This is a genomic window from Streptomyces sp. NPDC002176 (assembly GCF_044903645.1).
GTDB lineage: Bacteria > Actinomycetota > Actinomycetes > Streptomycetales > Streptomycetaceae > Streptomyces.
Genome location: NZ_JBJDQW010000003.1, coordinates 486,112 through 499,467 on the forward strand (window position 1 = coordinate 486,112; position 13,356 = coordinate 499,467).

Sequence of the window (13,356 nt, forward strand, 5' to 3'; positions counted from 1 at the left end):
GATCATCCAGCAGCCTCAGAGGACTTGACGACCAACTCGGCCCACACGGTCTTGCCGACGACCTGCTCCGTGACTCCCCACGCTTCGGAAAGGGCGTCCACGATTTCAAGCCCCCGACCGGAGACCGCCAAGGGAACCTTGGGACGCCTACGGGGCATTCCTTCGCCGGTGTCGCGCACTTCCACGCGGACTCGTCCGGGGCTGTGTTCGAGGGCGACTTCGACCTGTCGGCCGGGCGCGGTCTTGCCGTGAAGGACGGCATTGGTCACCAGTTCCGACACGATCAGGGCCAGGTCACCCGCCAAGCTGTCCACGCCAATGCGGTCAGCGAACAAACGCGCGAACTCGCGCGCCTTGCTGACGCTGGCCCGGGTCTTCGGGAAACGAGCGCTTAACCGACCACTGTCATTCATGTGGCGCTCTGTCAGGAGCGCGGCCCCGCCCACCGGCGCGAGGTCCCCGCTCCCCCGACTGGGCGGGGCGGCGGTACTGTGATCCATGTCGACTCCAACCGGCCGGCCAAGCTCCAGGTCTGTTCCACGCGACCACCGGAGCACTTGTGTGTTGTCCGTTCACTCAACGATCTGCCGTATCTGCCAGGGAGTTGACCAGCGTTGACTATGCTCTGGGTCAACAGTCAACGGGAGCAGCTCTCATGATCGATTTTGCCGACACGGTGCGTAAGGCACTCAGGGAGCAAGGCAAGAGCCTCAGGGGTGCGGCCAGCGAACTGCACTACGAAGTCGCTTATCTGAGTCGCGTTCTGAATGGAAAACAGGCTCCGTCTCCAGAGCTGATCCAGGCCCTGAACGAATTTCTTGGACTGTCGCTCGAAGTCGAATCCTCGGTACGTCACGACGACGAAATGGACGCGTGGGAGCTGGCACGACGCGTTCAGGCAAGCGATGTGGGTCCGGTGACTTTGAGTCGACTGGAGAAGTCATTCGATGAATTGGCGATGGCCTATCCCAAGTCGGACCCCGAAGACCTGTTGCGGAAGGTGCGTAAGCATTCCGCCTACGTCGTAAGACTCTTGGACGCGAAGAAGACGTTGTCCGAGCATCGCCGACTGCTGGTCGTCGGCGGCTGGCTCTCCCTGCTGGGGGCCACCGTTCACATCGACCTGATGGAGGATGACGCCGCCACCGCTCGCCTTCGCACAGCCGCAACGCTGGCGAGAGAGGCCAACCATCCGGAAATCGAAGCCTGGTGTCAGGAAACCGAGGCATGGCGCGTTCTCACGGATGGTGACTACGTGCGCGCGGTGGAGATTTCCCGTACGTCTCAGGACATCGCCCCGGTCGGCACCTCCGCCATGATTCAGGCGACCGCACAGGAGGGCAGGGCTCACGCGCGGCTGGGAAACGCGTCGGAGACGTATCTGGCGATCGAGCGGGTCCAGAAGATGTCGGCTTCCCTCGGAAACCCTGATACTCCGGAGCATCACTACCGGTATGACCCGACCAAGGCGCTGTCCTACACGGCGACGACCCTTGCCTGGCTGGGGGATTCCGCTGCTGAGCCATACGCCCGAGAAGTCATCAGGCGACTGAGCCCGAGCGATGATGTGTCCAAGTGGCCGCGCCGCGTGGCCTCCGCGAACCTCGACCTGTCTCTGGCCCTCCTGAAGGAGGACCGACTGGACGAGGCTTGCGATGCCGCGCAGAAGGCCATCCTGTCGGGACAGGTGGCCCCGTCCAACCACTGGCGGGCGCTGGAGGTCGTCAGGGCGGTCGAGGCCCGAGAACTTCCGGAGAGCGCTGACCTGCGAGAGGCGTACCAGATACTCAAGGCCATCGAGCAGTAGCGCCCGACCCGCTCACAGGATGTCGGCGGCGCTTCCGGTCCACCGGTCTGCGCGCCGTCATCGCGGAACGGCGCGCAGGCTCTGGCGCGGGCTGGTTGGATCGCCGGATGACTCTCACTTCCTCGGACACCCTGCGGAACCACTGGTGGTGGCGGCCCGGCTGGAGCGTCGGGCGGCGGTTCTACACGTGGCATCTGACGTGGGAGGGCCAGGACGACGTACACCGGCTCGCCGCCGAGTACCGGGACGCGCTCACTCCGTTCGCCGGTGAGCTGACCCTGATCCCGGACCGGTGGCTGCATCTGACCATGCAGGGCATCGGGTTCGTCGGCGAGGTCGCCGAGCGGGATGTCCGCGCCGTCGCCGACGCGGCGAGCGAGAGGCTGGCCGCCGTCCCGGCCTTCGACGTCCGGGTGGGCCCGCATGTGCTGGCCCCGGAGGCCATCCTGCTGCCCGCCCACCCGGCCGGTTCCGTGACCGAGGTCCGCGACGCGATTCGCGGTGCCATCGGTGACGTACTGCACGACGTGCCCGAGAAGCCCACCGGCTTCAGGCCACACGTCTCGGTGGCCTACAGCGCGAGTGACGGCCCTGCCGCTCCTGTCCAAGGAGCCCTCGCGACCCGCGAGTTCACCCCGGCCCAGGCGCGGGTGACCAGCGCCGAGCTGATCGTCATCCACCGGGACAACGAGATGTACGAGTGGGAGACCTCCGCCTCTGTACCTCTGGGATAGGTGGTTCAGTGGCCGACGACTGCGAGCAGGTCCAGCAGGCTGTCGATCCGCCAGTCGGCGGCCCCCGCGGCCTCCTGGTCGGCCCACAGGTGACCCCACGGGCCCCGACGCAGGTGGGCTGTGCTGAGTCCGGCAGTGGCCGCCGGGCCGATGTCGTTGGCCGGGGGGGACAAGGCAGGCCGAGGTCGCTCCGGGGTGGACTTGAGTTGGTCCAGGGGGACGGCGCGCAGGAGTAGCCGGGGTGGGCTGTCGTCCTCGGGCTCGCGCGTGTAGGCGATGACGTGTGTAGGTGATGATCAGCTCGCTGAGCAGGGGGCTCGCCGCGAGGACGGCCGGTTCGGCGAGGCCAAGGGGGGGTTCACGTCGACCGGCAGGCCGGCGAAGTGCAGGTCGAGTTCGCCGTGGGCCTGGTGCTGATGGACGGTGCCCGCCGGGACCGCGGCCTTGGCGTCGGCCTATGGGCCGGACTGGCCGATCCCGGCGTAGACGCGCAGCTCAGAGTGGCTGGTCGGCACCTTCCACCGACGGAAAGCGTCCATCCCACCGGATGGCCAGCCACCCTCGTCCTGGTCGGCGACGAAGCGGACGACACGCTGCTGCACATCGCTCAGGTCGCCGAAGGACCGCAGCGGTTCGGCGGGATCGTCCGGAAAAACCAGCCTGAACAGCGTCTGCGCCGTGTAGTACCGGTCGTCGAACGCCTCGACGCCCGTACAGTCGGCCAGGCCGACCAGCATGGCATCGACCGCCCGGAGTGTCGTGGCTTCGGGTGTTTCGGCCAGGGCCATCGCCGCGAGACTCATGTAGGAGCCGCTCAGGAACGACATGGTCTCGGTCTTCTCAGGCGGCTGGGCGACGATCTGTGTCAGCACGTCGACGACGGCCGGGTCGGCGATACCGAATCGCGTCAACGCGAAGGCGGAGGCCCAGCGCAGCTCGACGATCGGGCTGTCCAGGTAGCGCCGGATGAAGGGGACGGTCGCCGGTTCGCCGAGCAGGCCGAGGGCGACGACTCCCGTCGCTGCCGCGCCGGGCGAGACTTCATCGGCGATGAAAGCCTCCAGGAGCGGAATCGACGTCGCCGCGGACTCGGGGAACCATGCCAGCAAGTTCGCCGTCCTGGCCCGCAGTTCAGGGCTGTCCGAGGTCAGCAGGACGGCGAGTGCGGGAAGTGCTTCGCGGACGGCGTCATACGAACGCACCACCGCTTCGGCGTCAAGGAGCACTTGCGCGCAGCTCGCCTCGCGCTGTTTACGCTGCTCGTCGTCCGCAGCTTCGTCGATCCATCGAGCCGAGTCGTCGGCTTCGCCGCGTATGTCCGCCAGGGAGGCGCGGTCTTCCCGAGGGTCATAGCCGTTCGGCAGATAGTTGTTGTCCAGGCCGATCGCGATGGCGACCAGCAGACCGACGAACCGATGCCTGTCGACCAATCTCGGGTCGAGTGCCATCCGCACAAGGAACGGAACGGTGTACACCGCAGCCTGCGATCGCGTGCCCTGGTGCACGATGTGGTTCGCGAGCTGCGCACTCGGCGGGTACCGGCCCTCCCAGACCCCCGCCTGCATCGCCCTGAGGTGTCCGGGGACGTCGTCGGCCATGCCGTAGGAGTGCTGCAGCTGGGCCCAGGGCACATCTTCCAGGCCGGTGAGAGGGTCGTCATCCGTCACAGCGGTAGATCCTGGCATACCAGGATTCCGTAGGCCCTCACCCCGGCTCCAGCCGCCCGTACCGACACGCGAGCCCGCCCAGGCACCGGCCCTGTCGGCCGCATGTCGGTGGATTGTCGGTGCCCCCTGGCATCGTCATCCCCATGACGCGAATCGAAGACAACCCCGGCGGCGGCCGTTCCGCCGTGTCCGTGCGGGGGATGGTCAAGCACTACGGCGAGACCAAGGCGCTGGACGGGGTGGATCTGGAGGTCCGGGAGGGGACCGTGATGGGGGTGCTCGGGCCGAACGGCGCCGGGAAGACCACCCTCGTACGGATTCTGTCGACCCTGATCACCCCGGACGCCGGCGAGGCGCTCGTGGCCGGGTACGACGTGGTGCGGCAGCCCCGGCAGCTGCGCCGGGTGATCGGGCTGACCGGGCAGTACGCCTCGGTGGACGAGAAGCTGCCCGGCTGGGAGAACCTGTACATGATCGGGCGGCTGCTGGACCTGTCCCGTAAGGACGCCCGGCGCCGCGCGGACGAGCTGCTGGAGCGTTTCTCCCTGACCGAGGCGGCCAAGCGGCCCGCCTCCACCTACTCCGGCGGCATGCGGCGGCGCCTGGACCTGGCCGCCTCCATGATCGGCCGTCCGCAGGTGCTGTTCCTGGACGAGCCGACCACGGGCCTCGACCCCCGGACCCGCAACGAGGTGTGGGACGAGGTGAAGGCGATGGTCGGCGAGGGGGTGACCGTGCTGCTCACCACCCAGTACATGGAGGAGGCCGAGCAGCTCGCCTCCGAGCTGACCGTGGTGGACCGGGGCAAGGTCATCGCGGGCGGCCGGATCGAGGAGCTGAAGGCGAAGGTCGGCGGCCGCACCCTGCGCGTGCGCCCCATCGACCCGCTCCAGCTGGAGCCGCTCGCCACCACGCTGGACGAGCTGGGCATCACCGGCCTGGCCACCACCACCGTGGACCACCAGACCGGCACCCTGCTGGTGCCGATCCTCAGCGACGAGCAGCTCACCGCGGTCGTCGGCGCGGTCACCGCGCGCGGTATCACCATCTCCTCCATCGTCACCGAACTCCCCAGCCTGGACGAGGTGTTCCTCTCGCTCACCGGCCACCGCGCCAGTGCCCCGCAGGACGCCGCGCCCGCCGAGACCCGCGAAGAGGTCGCCGTATGAGCGCCGCCACCACGACCGCCCCGCCCGTCCCGCTCGCGGCGGACTCCCGCATCACCCTGCGCGGCCACCTGCGGCACACCGGCGCCCTCGTCCGCCGCAATCTGCTGTGGATCAAGCAGGACCCGGAGTCGATGTTCGACGCGCTGCTGATGCCCGTCGTCTTCACCCTGCTGTTCGTGTTCGTCTTCGGCGGCTCCATCGGCCAGGCCCTCGGCGGCGGCCAGGACCAGTACGTGCAGTACGTCATCCCCGGCATGCTGGCGATGATGAGCATGACGATGTCGCAGGGCGTCGGCACCGGCTTCAGCCAGGACTTCAACAGCGGGGTCATGGACCGGTTCCGCTCGCTGCCGATCGGCCGCGGCTCGGTGCTGTTCGCCAAGCTCGCGGTGGAGCTGGGCCGGATGCTGTTCGCCACGGCCGTGCTGATGGTCGTCGCCGTGCTGGTCGGCTTCGACATCACCAGCTGGCCGGGGCTGTTCGCCACCGTGGGCCTGGCCACGCTGTTCGCGTCCTCGATCATGTGGGTGTTCCTCACCCTGGGCGTGGTGATGAAGAGCGCGCAGTCCGTGCAGGCGATGGGCTTCCTGGTGCTGTTCCCGCTCCAGTTCGGCTCGTCCATCTTCGCGCCGACCAAGTCGATGCCCGGCTGGCTCCAGGCGTTCACCGACTACAACCCGCTGTCCACGCTCGCGGACGCGGCGCGCGGTCTGATGGTGGGCGGCCCGGTCGCCCACGACCTGTGGGTGACGGTCGCCTGGTCGGTGGGGATCACCGCGGTGATGGCGCCGGTCGCCATCCACAAGTTCCGCACCAAGACCTGACGTTCGGCACCTTCACACCAGGGCGGTGGCCTCCACGAGGGAGAGGCCACCGCCTTCGGCGTACGCGGCGTGGAACGCCGTCTCGTCGAGCACTTCACGGATACGGGCCTCGGCGCGGTCGTACCCCCGCTGCTCCACCTGCGGCCGCAGATGCCCCTCCGGCATCAGGGCCGACGAGGCACCCAGGCAGCGGGCGGCGTCCAGGGCGCGGGAGCCGTCGGGGACGAGGGCCAGGGCGAGCGCGGCGACGGTGAGGCAGACGGTCGGCATCTGCGGGACGACCACCTCGCACAGCGAGTCACCGGCCAGGTCCAGCGCCCGGCGGACGGCCTCCAGCGCGCGCTCGGAGTGCCCCTCCTCCGCGTCCAGCCAGGCTTCCTGGGCCAGGATCATGGTGTCGAAGACGATGAACCGGGAGAGTGCGAACTCCTCGCGCAGCAGCGTCAGTTGGGCACGCGCCTCGGCGGTGCGGCCGGTGACCAGGAGCCAGGACGCCAGATGCAGCCGGGCGACCGGCATGGCCTCGCTGTGCCTGCCGTCCAGTTCGTGCACGACCTCGTGCAGCAGCCGTTCGCCGCGCTCCTCGTCCCCCGCCTCCAGCAGTACGTTGCCGAGCCGGGCGCCGAGAACGGCCATCTGGGCGCGGGCTCCGAGGTGTTCGGCGTGCGCCATGGCGCCCTCGTAGTCGGCGGCCGCCTCAAGGTACAGGCCCCGGCGCTCATGGGCCTCGCCCCGCGCGGACAGCGCCTCGGCGAGGCCCCAGTCGTCGCCGAGGCGCCGGTAGATCTCCAGCGCCTCGTCCGCGTCGCGGGTGGCGTCGCCCGCCCAAGTGGCGCGGTTGGCCAGCAGGTTGGCGCGGGTCTGGAGGGCGCCCGCCAGCTCCCACTCGTAGCCGGGGGTCTCCCGGCAGGTGCGTACGGTGGCGTCGGTGATCTCGGGCAGCCGCCCGACACCGTTGACGAGCATCTCCGCGAACCACCAGAGCATGCCGGGTGAGCGGCAGGTCTGGGGCAGGCCGGGCCGGTAGACCTCGGTGACGACGGTCAGCTTGTCCCGCGCCTCCGGGCTCTGCCATGCCTCCATGTCGGTGTCCATGCAGGCCAGGTGGGCGAGGTGCAGCCCGCGCCGGGCCTCGGTGAGGTCCTCGCCGCTGAGCGGGGGCGGGTTCTCCGTGCTGCGGGTCCACACCGGCTCGGCGGGCGCGGCCGGATCGGCGAACGGATTGGGGCCGAGCGCCATGACCTCCTCGCACCACGCCCGTACCTCCAGGCGCTGGTCCCGCATCTGCCAGTACCAGACCAGGGACAGCACCATGCACAGCCCCTCCTGCTCGTCGCGCAGGTCGACGGCGTGGCGGAGGGCGGTGCGCAGGTTCTCGTACTCCAGCTGGACGCGGTCGATCGCCTCGCGCTGGCGCGGGCCGCGCAACAACGGGTCGGTGGTGCGGGCGAGTTCGCGGTAGTAGGTGAGGTGGGCGCGCTCGGCGGCGGCGCGTTCGCCGCTCTCGTCCAGCCGTTCGGCGGCGTACTCGGCGACGGTCTCCAGCAGCCGGTAGCGCATCCCGGCACCGGCCGAAGGGGCGGCCACCACCAGGGACTTGTCGACCAGGGAGCCGAGGGCGTCCAGCGCGACGGGACCGCAGACGGCCTCGGCGGCGGCCAGGTCGCAGCCGCCCGCGAACACCGACAGCTTGCCCAGCACCTCGCGTTCGTCGGCGTCGAGCAGATCCCAGGACCAGTCGACGACCGCGCGCAGGGTCTGCTGGCGGGGCAGTACGGTGCGGCTGCCGGAGGTGAGCAGCCGGAACCGGTCGTCCAGCCGGTCCGCGATCTGACGCGGAGTCAGCATGCGCAGCCGGGCGGCCGCCAGCTCGATGGCCAGGGGCAGGCCGTCCAGGCGGTGGCAGATCTCGGCGCACGCCTCGGGGTCGTCGGCCACCGTGAAGCCGGGGCGGGCGGCCGCGCCGCGGTGGCCGAGCAGCCGCAGCGCGACCGGCTCGGGCAGCGGCTCGACCGGGCGCAGCAACTCCCCCGGTACGCCCAGGGGTTCGCGGCTGGTGGCGAGGACGGTGAGACGCGGGCAGTCGGCCAGCAGGCGTTCGGCGAGCCGGGCGGCGGCGTCCACGACGTGCTCGCAGTTGTCCAGGATGATCAGCATCCGGCGCCGCCCGCAGTGCTCCACCAGCCGCTCGACGGGGTCGCCCCAGCGGTCGGAGGCGGCGCGCACATTGTCGACGCCCGCGCCGTGCAGCACGGTCTCGCGGGCGCCGATGGCGGTGAGCACGGCCTGCGGTACGGCGTCGGGGTCGTCCACGGGGGCGAGTTCGGCGAGCCAGGCCCCGTCGGGTGCGGTGCCCCGGACGGCTTCGGCGGCCTCCATGGAGAGCCGGGTCTTTCCCGCGCCGCCGGGCCCGAGCAGGGTGACCAGCCGGGAGGCGGCGAGGTCGGCGCCGATGGCATCGATGTCGGACTCCCGGCCGACGAACGAGGTCAGCCGGGCGGGCAGGTTGCCCGGCGCGGACCGGGGCGCGGCCGGGGCGGGCGGCGCCGGTTCCGGTCCGCCGCCCGCCAGCAGTTCGGCGTGCAGGCCCCGCAGCTCCGGCCCCGGATCGGAGCCCAGCCGGTCGGCGAGGAGCCGCCGCACCTCCTCGTACGCGGCCAGCGCCTGGGCGGTGCGGCCGGTGTCGCGCAGGGCGCGCAGCCGGAGGGCCTGGAGGCGTTCGTCGAGGGGGTGCTCGTCGCACAGGGCGGCCAGCTCGGGCAGGGCGGGCTCGGCCTGGCCGAGGGCGAGCGCGGCGGTGTGCCGGGCGCGCAGCGCGTCCAGCCTGCGGGTCTCCCAGCGGGCCGCGTCGGCGGTGCGGTCGGGCAGGTCGGCGAGGACCGGCCCGCGCCACAGGGCGAGGGCGTCGTCGAGGAGGACGGCGGCCTTGGCCGGGTCGGCGTCGGCGAGGGCGCGCAGGCCGTCGCCGGTGAGCCGGTCGAAGCGGGTGAGGTCCACGTCGTCGGGGGCGGCGGTGAGCCGGTAGCCGCCGTCCGCGGAGGCGACCGCGTCCGCCCCGAGGGCCCGGCGCAGCCGTCCGACCAGCGCCTGGAGGGCGCCCGGCGCGTCGGCGGGCGGGTCGGCGCCCCACACCTCGTCGACCAGTGCCCCGGCCGGTACGGTCCGCCCGGCGCGCAGCGCGAGGACGGTCAGCAGGGCACGCAGCCGCGCGCCGCCGACGGGGACGGGGGTGCCGTCCGGACGGAGAGCCTGGGTGGTGCCGAGTAGCCGATAGCGCACGGGGTCCATTGTCCCTGGGGACGCGGCCCCGGCGCCTCCGGGTTTCAGGCACGCCCGCCCGGAGCGGAACCCGGGGGCGGGACCGGGACGTTCCCCTCACATCACCGGTACGGTCGACCATCGGCACCCCCCGGCACACCGAGCAGTCAGGAGCCCCATGACCACCGCCCTCTCCCGTACCGGCGACCGCCGGATCAGTCCCGTGTTCGCCGGGATCGTGGCCATCACGGCGGTGACCGGGTGGGCGACCTGGACGGGGTTCGCGGCGCAGCCGGGCCTCGCGGTGTTCCTGTTCGTGACGGCCGCGTGGATCGTCTCGCTGTGTCTGCACGAGTACGCGCACGCCCGTACCGCCCTGCACAGCGGGGACATCTCGATCGGCGCCAAGGGCTATCTGACGCTGAACCCGCTGAAGTACACGCACGCCCTGCTGAGCGTGGTGCTGCCGGTGCTGTTCGTGATCATGGGCGGGATCGGTCTGCCGGGCGGCGCGGTGTTCATCGAGCGGGGCCGGATCAGGGGGCGCTGGCGGCACAGCCTGATCTCGGCGGCAGGACCGCTGACGAACGTGGTGTTCGCGGCGGTGTGCACGGCGCCGTTCTGGCTGCACGCGCTGGACGGCGTCCCGCGCGACTTCCGGTACGCGCTGGCGTTCCTCGCGCTGCTCCAGGTCACCGCGGCGATCCTGAACTTCCTGCCGGTGCCGGGCCTGGACGGCTACGGCGTGATCGAGCCCTGGCTGTCGAACGGGATCAAGCGGCAGGTGGAGCCGATCGCCCCGTTCGGCCTGCTGATCGTGTTCGCGCTGCTGTGGGTGCCCTCGGTCAACCAGGCGTTCTTCGACGTGATCTACACCCTGCTGAGCGCGCTGGGCGTGGACGGCGCCTTCTCGGACTGCGGCTACTACCTGTACCGCTTCTGGTCCGAGACCCCGCAGATGTGCTCGGTCATCCCGTGACGGACCCAGTGCCCGGGCCCGACCTCGCCGCCCGGCCGCGCTTGGCGTAGAAGAACGTCATGTTGGACGTCAGGCCCGCCAGCAGCACCCAGATGATCCCCAGCCAGCTGCCCTGGACGAAGGACACGACGGCGGCGGCCACGGCGAGCACGCAGACGGCGAGGGTGACGAGGGCGATGCGGGGCATGGGGTCGGCTCCTGTCGGGGGACACTGCTACGCCGACCAGTGTCCCCCATGAGGAGCCGGCCGCCGTCACACGTCGGTGACGCGGAGCCCGGCGTGCGCCTTGTAGCGGCGGTTGGTGGAGATCAGGTTGGCGACCAGCCCCTCCACCTGGTGGGCGTTGCGCAGCCGCCCGGCGAAGACACCGCGCATGCCGGGGATGCGGCCCGCCAGGGCCTGCACGATGTCGGTGTCGGCGCGCTTGTCGCCGAGGACCATCACATCGGTGTTGATCTCGTCGATCTCCGGGTCCTCCAGGAGGACGGCGGAGAGGTGGTGGAAGGCGGCGGTGACGCGGGAGTCCGGGAGCAGCGCCTCGGCCTGCTGGGCGGCGCTGCCCTCCTCGACGGTGAGCGCGTAGGCGCCCTGCTTGTCGAAGCCGAGCGGGTTGACGCAGTCCACGACGAGCTTGCCCGCGAGGTCCTCACGGAGCGACTTCAGGGTGTCGGCGTGGCCGTCCCACGGCACGGCGACGATCACGATGTCGCTGCGGCGCGCGGTCTCGGCGTTGTCGGCGCCCTCGACGCCGTGGCCCAGCTCCTCGGCGGCGGTGTGCGCGCGGTCGGCGGAGCGGGAGCCGACGATCACTTTCTGCCCGGCCTTGGCGAGCCGGTAGGCGAGGCCCTTGCCCTGCGGTCCGGTGCCGCCGATCACGCCGACGGTCAGCCCGGAGACGTCGGGCAGGTCCCAGGGGTCCTTGGCGGGGGCCTTGGCAGAAGCGGTACCGGTCTGCTGTGCGCTGTCGCTGGAGGTCATGGGCCGACTCTACGTCCGCGTGGGCGCCCTTACCCGGCGAGGTGGGCCGCGTCACGCGCTACCCGCAGGGGTGAACCGCGAGTGAACTGCGGTGCGGGAGTGACCGGTTGCGGCAGGATGCGGCCGCATGGACGCCGTACGGGTCGCGCTGCTGCGCGAAGTGCTCAGCGGGACCGAGTGGTTGGGGGCGACCCGCAGGTTCGCGGGGGTGCTGCGCGGCTCGGTGACGGCCCATGGCGGCGGCCTGCTGCTGGCGGGCACGGAGGCGTACGAGCCCTGGCATCTGGCCGCGCATCTGGTGGACGAGGCGGCCTGGTCCGGCACGCCCGAGCTGGCCCCCACCCTGGTCCGGCACCACGCCCGCCCCGGTGACCCGGCGCATCTGGCGGTGGGCCCCGGCCGGATCGCGGAGGCCCGGCGCGGCGAGACCCTGCTGTTGGTGGCGCCGGAGGAACCGGCCGAGCTGCTGGAGCGGGTGCACACCGCGCGGCGGGCCGGGGTGACGGTACTGGCGCTGGGGGCGGGCGGCGGCGAGCTGGCGGCGATGGCGCACGAGACGCTGGCGGTGCCGGACGGCGCGGAGCTGGACCTGGACAGCGTGCAGCACCTGGTGAGCGCGGCGGCCGGGGAGAACGCGGGCCCGTCCAGGGCCCGCCGGGGCTTCAGGGACCGGCTGTCCCGGCTGGCGGAGACGCTGACGGCACCCCCGGCGGCGCCCTGGTGACTCCGGCGGGAAACGCGAAGCCGCCCCCACCAGGGGCGGGGGCGGCTCGGAGCGGGTCAGGAAAAGGTCAGTCCTTGTCGGACTCGTCGGCCGGGGTGTCGTGCCAGCGCGGGTCGGTCTCCCAGTCGACGTTGCGCTCGCGGGCGGTCTCCATCGCGTGGCGCGCCTCGTCAGGGGAGGCGTAGGGACCGAAACGGTCCTTGGCGGGACACTCGGGACCCTCCTCGACCTTCTTGTGCTCCAGGCAGTAGTACCACTCGCCCGGCTTGCCCTCGGTGCGCTTCTTGAACACGGACATCAACGGCTCCTCTCGCCACCCTCATGTTCCCTCATGCCCCGCTGGTTAGACTCGCTGCATGTCTGGCCAGTCGCTGCTCGTCCCAGGGGAGCTCTCCCCCACCCGCCCGGTGCCCGGAAACATCCGCCGCCCGGAGTACGTCGGAAAGCCCGCGCCCACGCCGTACACCGGTCCCGAGGTGCAGACTCCCGAGACGATCGAGGTCATGCGGACCGCGGGCCGTATCGCCGCGCGGGCGATGGCGGAGGCGGCGAAGATCATCGCGCCCGGCGTCACCACGGACCAGCTCGACAAGGTCGCGCACGACTACATGTGCGACCACGGGGCCTACCCGTCCACGCTGGGTTACCGGGGCTTCCCGAAGTCGCTGTGCACCTCGGTCAACGAGGTCATCTGCCACGGCATCCCGGACTCGACGGTGCTCAGGGACGGCGACATCGTCAACCTGGACGTCACCGCGTACATCGGCGGGGTGCACGGCGACAACAACGCCACCTATCTGGTCGGCGACGTGGACGAGGAGTCCCGTCTGCTGGTGGAGCGCACCCGCGAGGCGCTGAACCGGGCGATCAAGGCGGTCAAGCCCGGCCGCCAGATCAACATCATCGGCCGGGTCATCGAGTCCTACGCCAAGCGCTTCGGCTACGGCGTGGTGCGGGACTTCACCGGCCACGGCATCAACTCGTCGTTCCACTCCGGGCTGATCGTGCCGCACTACGACTCCCCGCACGCCACCACGGTCATCCAGCCCGGCATGACCTTCACCATCGAGCCGATGCTGACGCTCGGCACCCATGAGTACGACATGTGGGACGACGGCTGGACCGTGGTCACCAAGGACCGCAAGCGCACGGCCCAGTTCGAGCACACCCTCGTGGTGACGGACACCGGCGCGGACATCCTGACCCTGCCGTAGC

At 71.0% G+C, this 13,356-nt stretch carries 13 protein-coding genes and 1 pseudogene; 7 read left to right on the forward strand and 7 right to left on the reverse strand.

The window, feature by feature from the left end:
• Positions 1–2: 2 nt before the first annotated feature.
• Positions 3–413, reverse strand: coding sequence for an ATP-binding protein (locus tag ACI2LY_RS15995; RefSeq protein ID WP_404707657.1), 411 nt, complete (start codon positions 411–413; stop codon positions 3–5).
• 242 nt (positions 414–655) lie between these two features.
• Between ACI2LY_RS15995 and ACI2LY_RS16000 the strand changes: the two genes are divergently transcribed.
• Positions 656–1,807, forward strand: a complete 1,152-nt coding sequence (locus tag ACI2LY_RS16000; protein WP_404707658.1) for a helix-turn-helix domain-containing protein — start codon at positions 656–658, stop codon at positions 1,805–1,807.
• Between the two features lie 107 nt (positions 1,808–1,914).
• Entirely contained in the window at positions 1,915–2,541 is a 627-nt protein-coding gene (locus tag ACI2LY_RS16005) for a 2'-5' RNA ligase family protein (protein ID WP_404707659.1), read from the forward strand.
• A gap of 5 nt (positions 2,542–2,546) precedes the next feature.
• Here ACI2LY_RS16005 and ACI2LY_RS16010 read toward each other — a convergent pair.
• Both ACI2LY_RS16010 and ACI2LY_RS16015 read right to left on the reverse strand, forming a co-directional pair.
• A pseudogene (locus ACI2LY_RS16010) lies at positions 2,547–2,978 on the reverse strand (hypothetical protein); the annotation flags it as partial.
• Positions 2,979–2,996: 18 nt separating this feature from the next.
• Entirely contained in the window at positions 2,997–4,208 is a 1,212-nt protein-coding gene (locus ACI2LY_RS16015; RefSeq protein WP_404707660.1) for a HEAT repeat domain-containing protein, read from the reverse strand.
• 143 nt (positions 4,209–4,351) lie between these two features.
• On the opposite strand from ACI2LY_RS16015, the gene ACI2LY_RS16020 reads away from it, so the two are divergent.
• Complete coding sequence (locus tag ACI2LY_RS16020) at positions 4,352–5,377, forward strand: ATP-binding cassette domain-containing protein (protein WP_404707661.1); 1,026 nt, start codon at positions 4,352–4,354, stop codon at positions 5,375–5,377.
• Positions 5,374–6,201, forward strand: coding sequence for an ABC transporter permease (locus ACI2LY_RS16025; protein ID WP_404707662.1), 828 nt, complete (start codon positions 5,374–5,376; stop codon positions 6,199–6,201). The genes ACI2LY_RS16020 and ACI2LY_RS16025 overlap by 4 nt, the downstream gene beginning before the upstream one ends.
• Before the next feature lie 12 nt (positions 6,202–6,213).
• On the opposite strand, the gene ACI2LY_RS16030 is transcribed toward ACI2LY_RS16025, so the two are convergent.
• Complete coding sequence (locus ACI2LY_RS16030) at positions 6,214–9,489, reverse strand: BTAD domain-containing putative transcriptional regulator (RefSeq protein WP_404707663.1); 3,276 nt, start codon at positions 9,487–9,489, stop codon at positions 6,214–6,216.
• A 148-nt stretch (positions 9,490–9,637) separates the two neighbouring features.
• Here ACI2LY_RS16030 and ACI2LY_RS16035 point away from each other — a divergent pair, with 148 nt between their 5' ends.
• Positions 9,638–10,438 (forward strand): site-2 protease family protein, encoded by an 801-nt coding sequence (locus tag ACI2LY_RS16035; protein ID WP_404707664.1) that lies wholly within the window; start codon positions 9,638–9,640, stop codon positions 10,436–10,438.
• Here ACI2LY_RS16035 and ACI2LY_RS16040 read toward each other — a convergent pair.
• Positions 10,428–10,625 (reverse strand): hypothetical protein, encoded by a 198-nt coding sequence (locus tag ACI2LY_RS16040; RefSeq protein ID WP_404707665.1) that lies wholly within the window; start codon positions 10,623–10,625, stop codon positions 10,428–10,430. The genes ACI2LY_RS16035 and ACI2LY_RS16040 overlap by 11 nt on opposite strands.
• 66 nt (positions 10,626–10,691) lie before the next feature.
• The gene (gene npdG, locus ACI2LY_RS16045; protein WP_404707666.1) at positions 10,692–11,417 is read right to left on the reverse strand and encodes an NADPH-dependent F420 reductase; all 726 of its coding nucleotides are present in this window, start codon (positions 11,415–11,417) and stop codon (positions 10,692–10,694) included.
• A 127-nt stretch (positions 11,418–11,544) separates the two neighbouring features.
• Here npdG and ACI2LY_RS16050 point away from each other — a divergent pair, with 127 nt between their 5' ends.
• A complete protein-coding gene (locus ACI2LY_RS16050) occupies positions 11,545–12,141 on the forward strand; it encodes a hypothetical protein (RefSeq protein WP_404707667.1) in 597 nt (198 codons plus the stop codon).
• Between the two features lie 67 nt (positions 12,142–12,208).
• Here the strand turns inward: ACI2LY_RS16050 and ACI2LY_RS16055 are convergent, their stop codons facing one another.
• The gene (locus ACI2LY_RS16055) at positions 12,209–12,439 is read right to left on the reverse strand and encodes a hypothetical protein (RefSeq protein WP_404707668.1); all 231 of its coding nucleotides are present in this window, start codon (positions 12,437–12,439) and stop codon (positions 12,209–12,211) included.
• A 58-nt stretch (positions 12,440–12,497) separates the two neighbouring features.
• On the opposite strand from ACI2LY_RS16055, the gene map reads away from it, so the two are divergent.
• Positions 12,498–13,355, forward strand: a complete 858-nt coding sequence (gene map, locus ACI2LY_RS16060; RefSeq protein WP_388992864.1) for a type I methionyl aminopeptidase — start codon at positions 12,498–12,500, stop codon at positions 13,353–13,355.
• Position 13,356 lies beyond the last annotated feature (1 nt).

Coding starts and splice junctions, on each gene's coding strand:
- ACI2LY_RS15995 (WP_404707657.1), bottom strand. CDS start 413: ATGAATGACAGTGGTCGGTTAAGCGCTCGTTTCCCGAAGACCCGGGCC.
- ACI2LY_RS16000 (WP_404707658.1), top strand. CDS start 656: ATGATCGATTTTGCCGACACGGTGCGTAAGGCACTCAGGGAGCAAGGC.
- ACI2LY_RS16005 (WP_404707659.1), top strand. CDS start 1,915: ATGACTCTCACTTCCTCGGACACCCTGCGGAACCACTGGTGGTGGCGG.
- ACI2LY_RS16020 (WP_404707661.1), top strand. CDS start 4,352: ATGACGCGAATCGAAGACAACCCCGGCGGCGGCCGTTCCGCCGTGTCC.
- ACI2LY_RS16025 (WP_404707662.1), top strand. CDS start 5,374: ATGAGCGCCGCCACCACGACCGCCCCGCCCGTCCCGCTCGCGGCGGAC.
- ACI2LY_RS16030 (WP_404707663.1), bottom strand. CDS start 9,489: ATGGACCCCGTGCGCTATCGGCTACTCGGCACCACCCAGGCTCTCCGT.
- ACI2LY_RS16035 (WP_404707664.1), top strand. CDS start 9,638: ATGACCACCGCCCTCTCCCGTACCGGCGACCGCCGGATCAGTCCCGTG.
- ACI2LY_RS16040 (WP_404707665.1), bottom strand. CDS start 10,625: ATGCCCCGCATCGCCCTCGTCACCCTCGCCGTCTGCGTGCTCGCCGTG.
- npdG (WP_404707666.1), bottom strand. CDS start 11,417: ATGACCTCCAGCGACAGCGCACAGCAGACCGGTACCGCTTCTGCCAAG.
- ACI2LY_RS16050 (WP_404707667.1), top strand. CDS start 11,545: ATGGACGCCGTACGGGTCGCGCTGCTGCGCGAAGTGCTCAGCGGGACC.
- ACI2LY_RS16055 (WP_404707668.1), bottom strand. CDS start 12,439: ATGTCCGTGTTCAAGAAGCGCACCGAGGGCAAGCCGGGCGAGTGGTAC.
- map (WP_388992864.1), top strand. CDS start 12,498: ATGTCTGGCCAGTCGCTGCTCGTCCCAGGGGAGCTCTCCCCCACCCGC.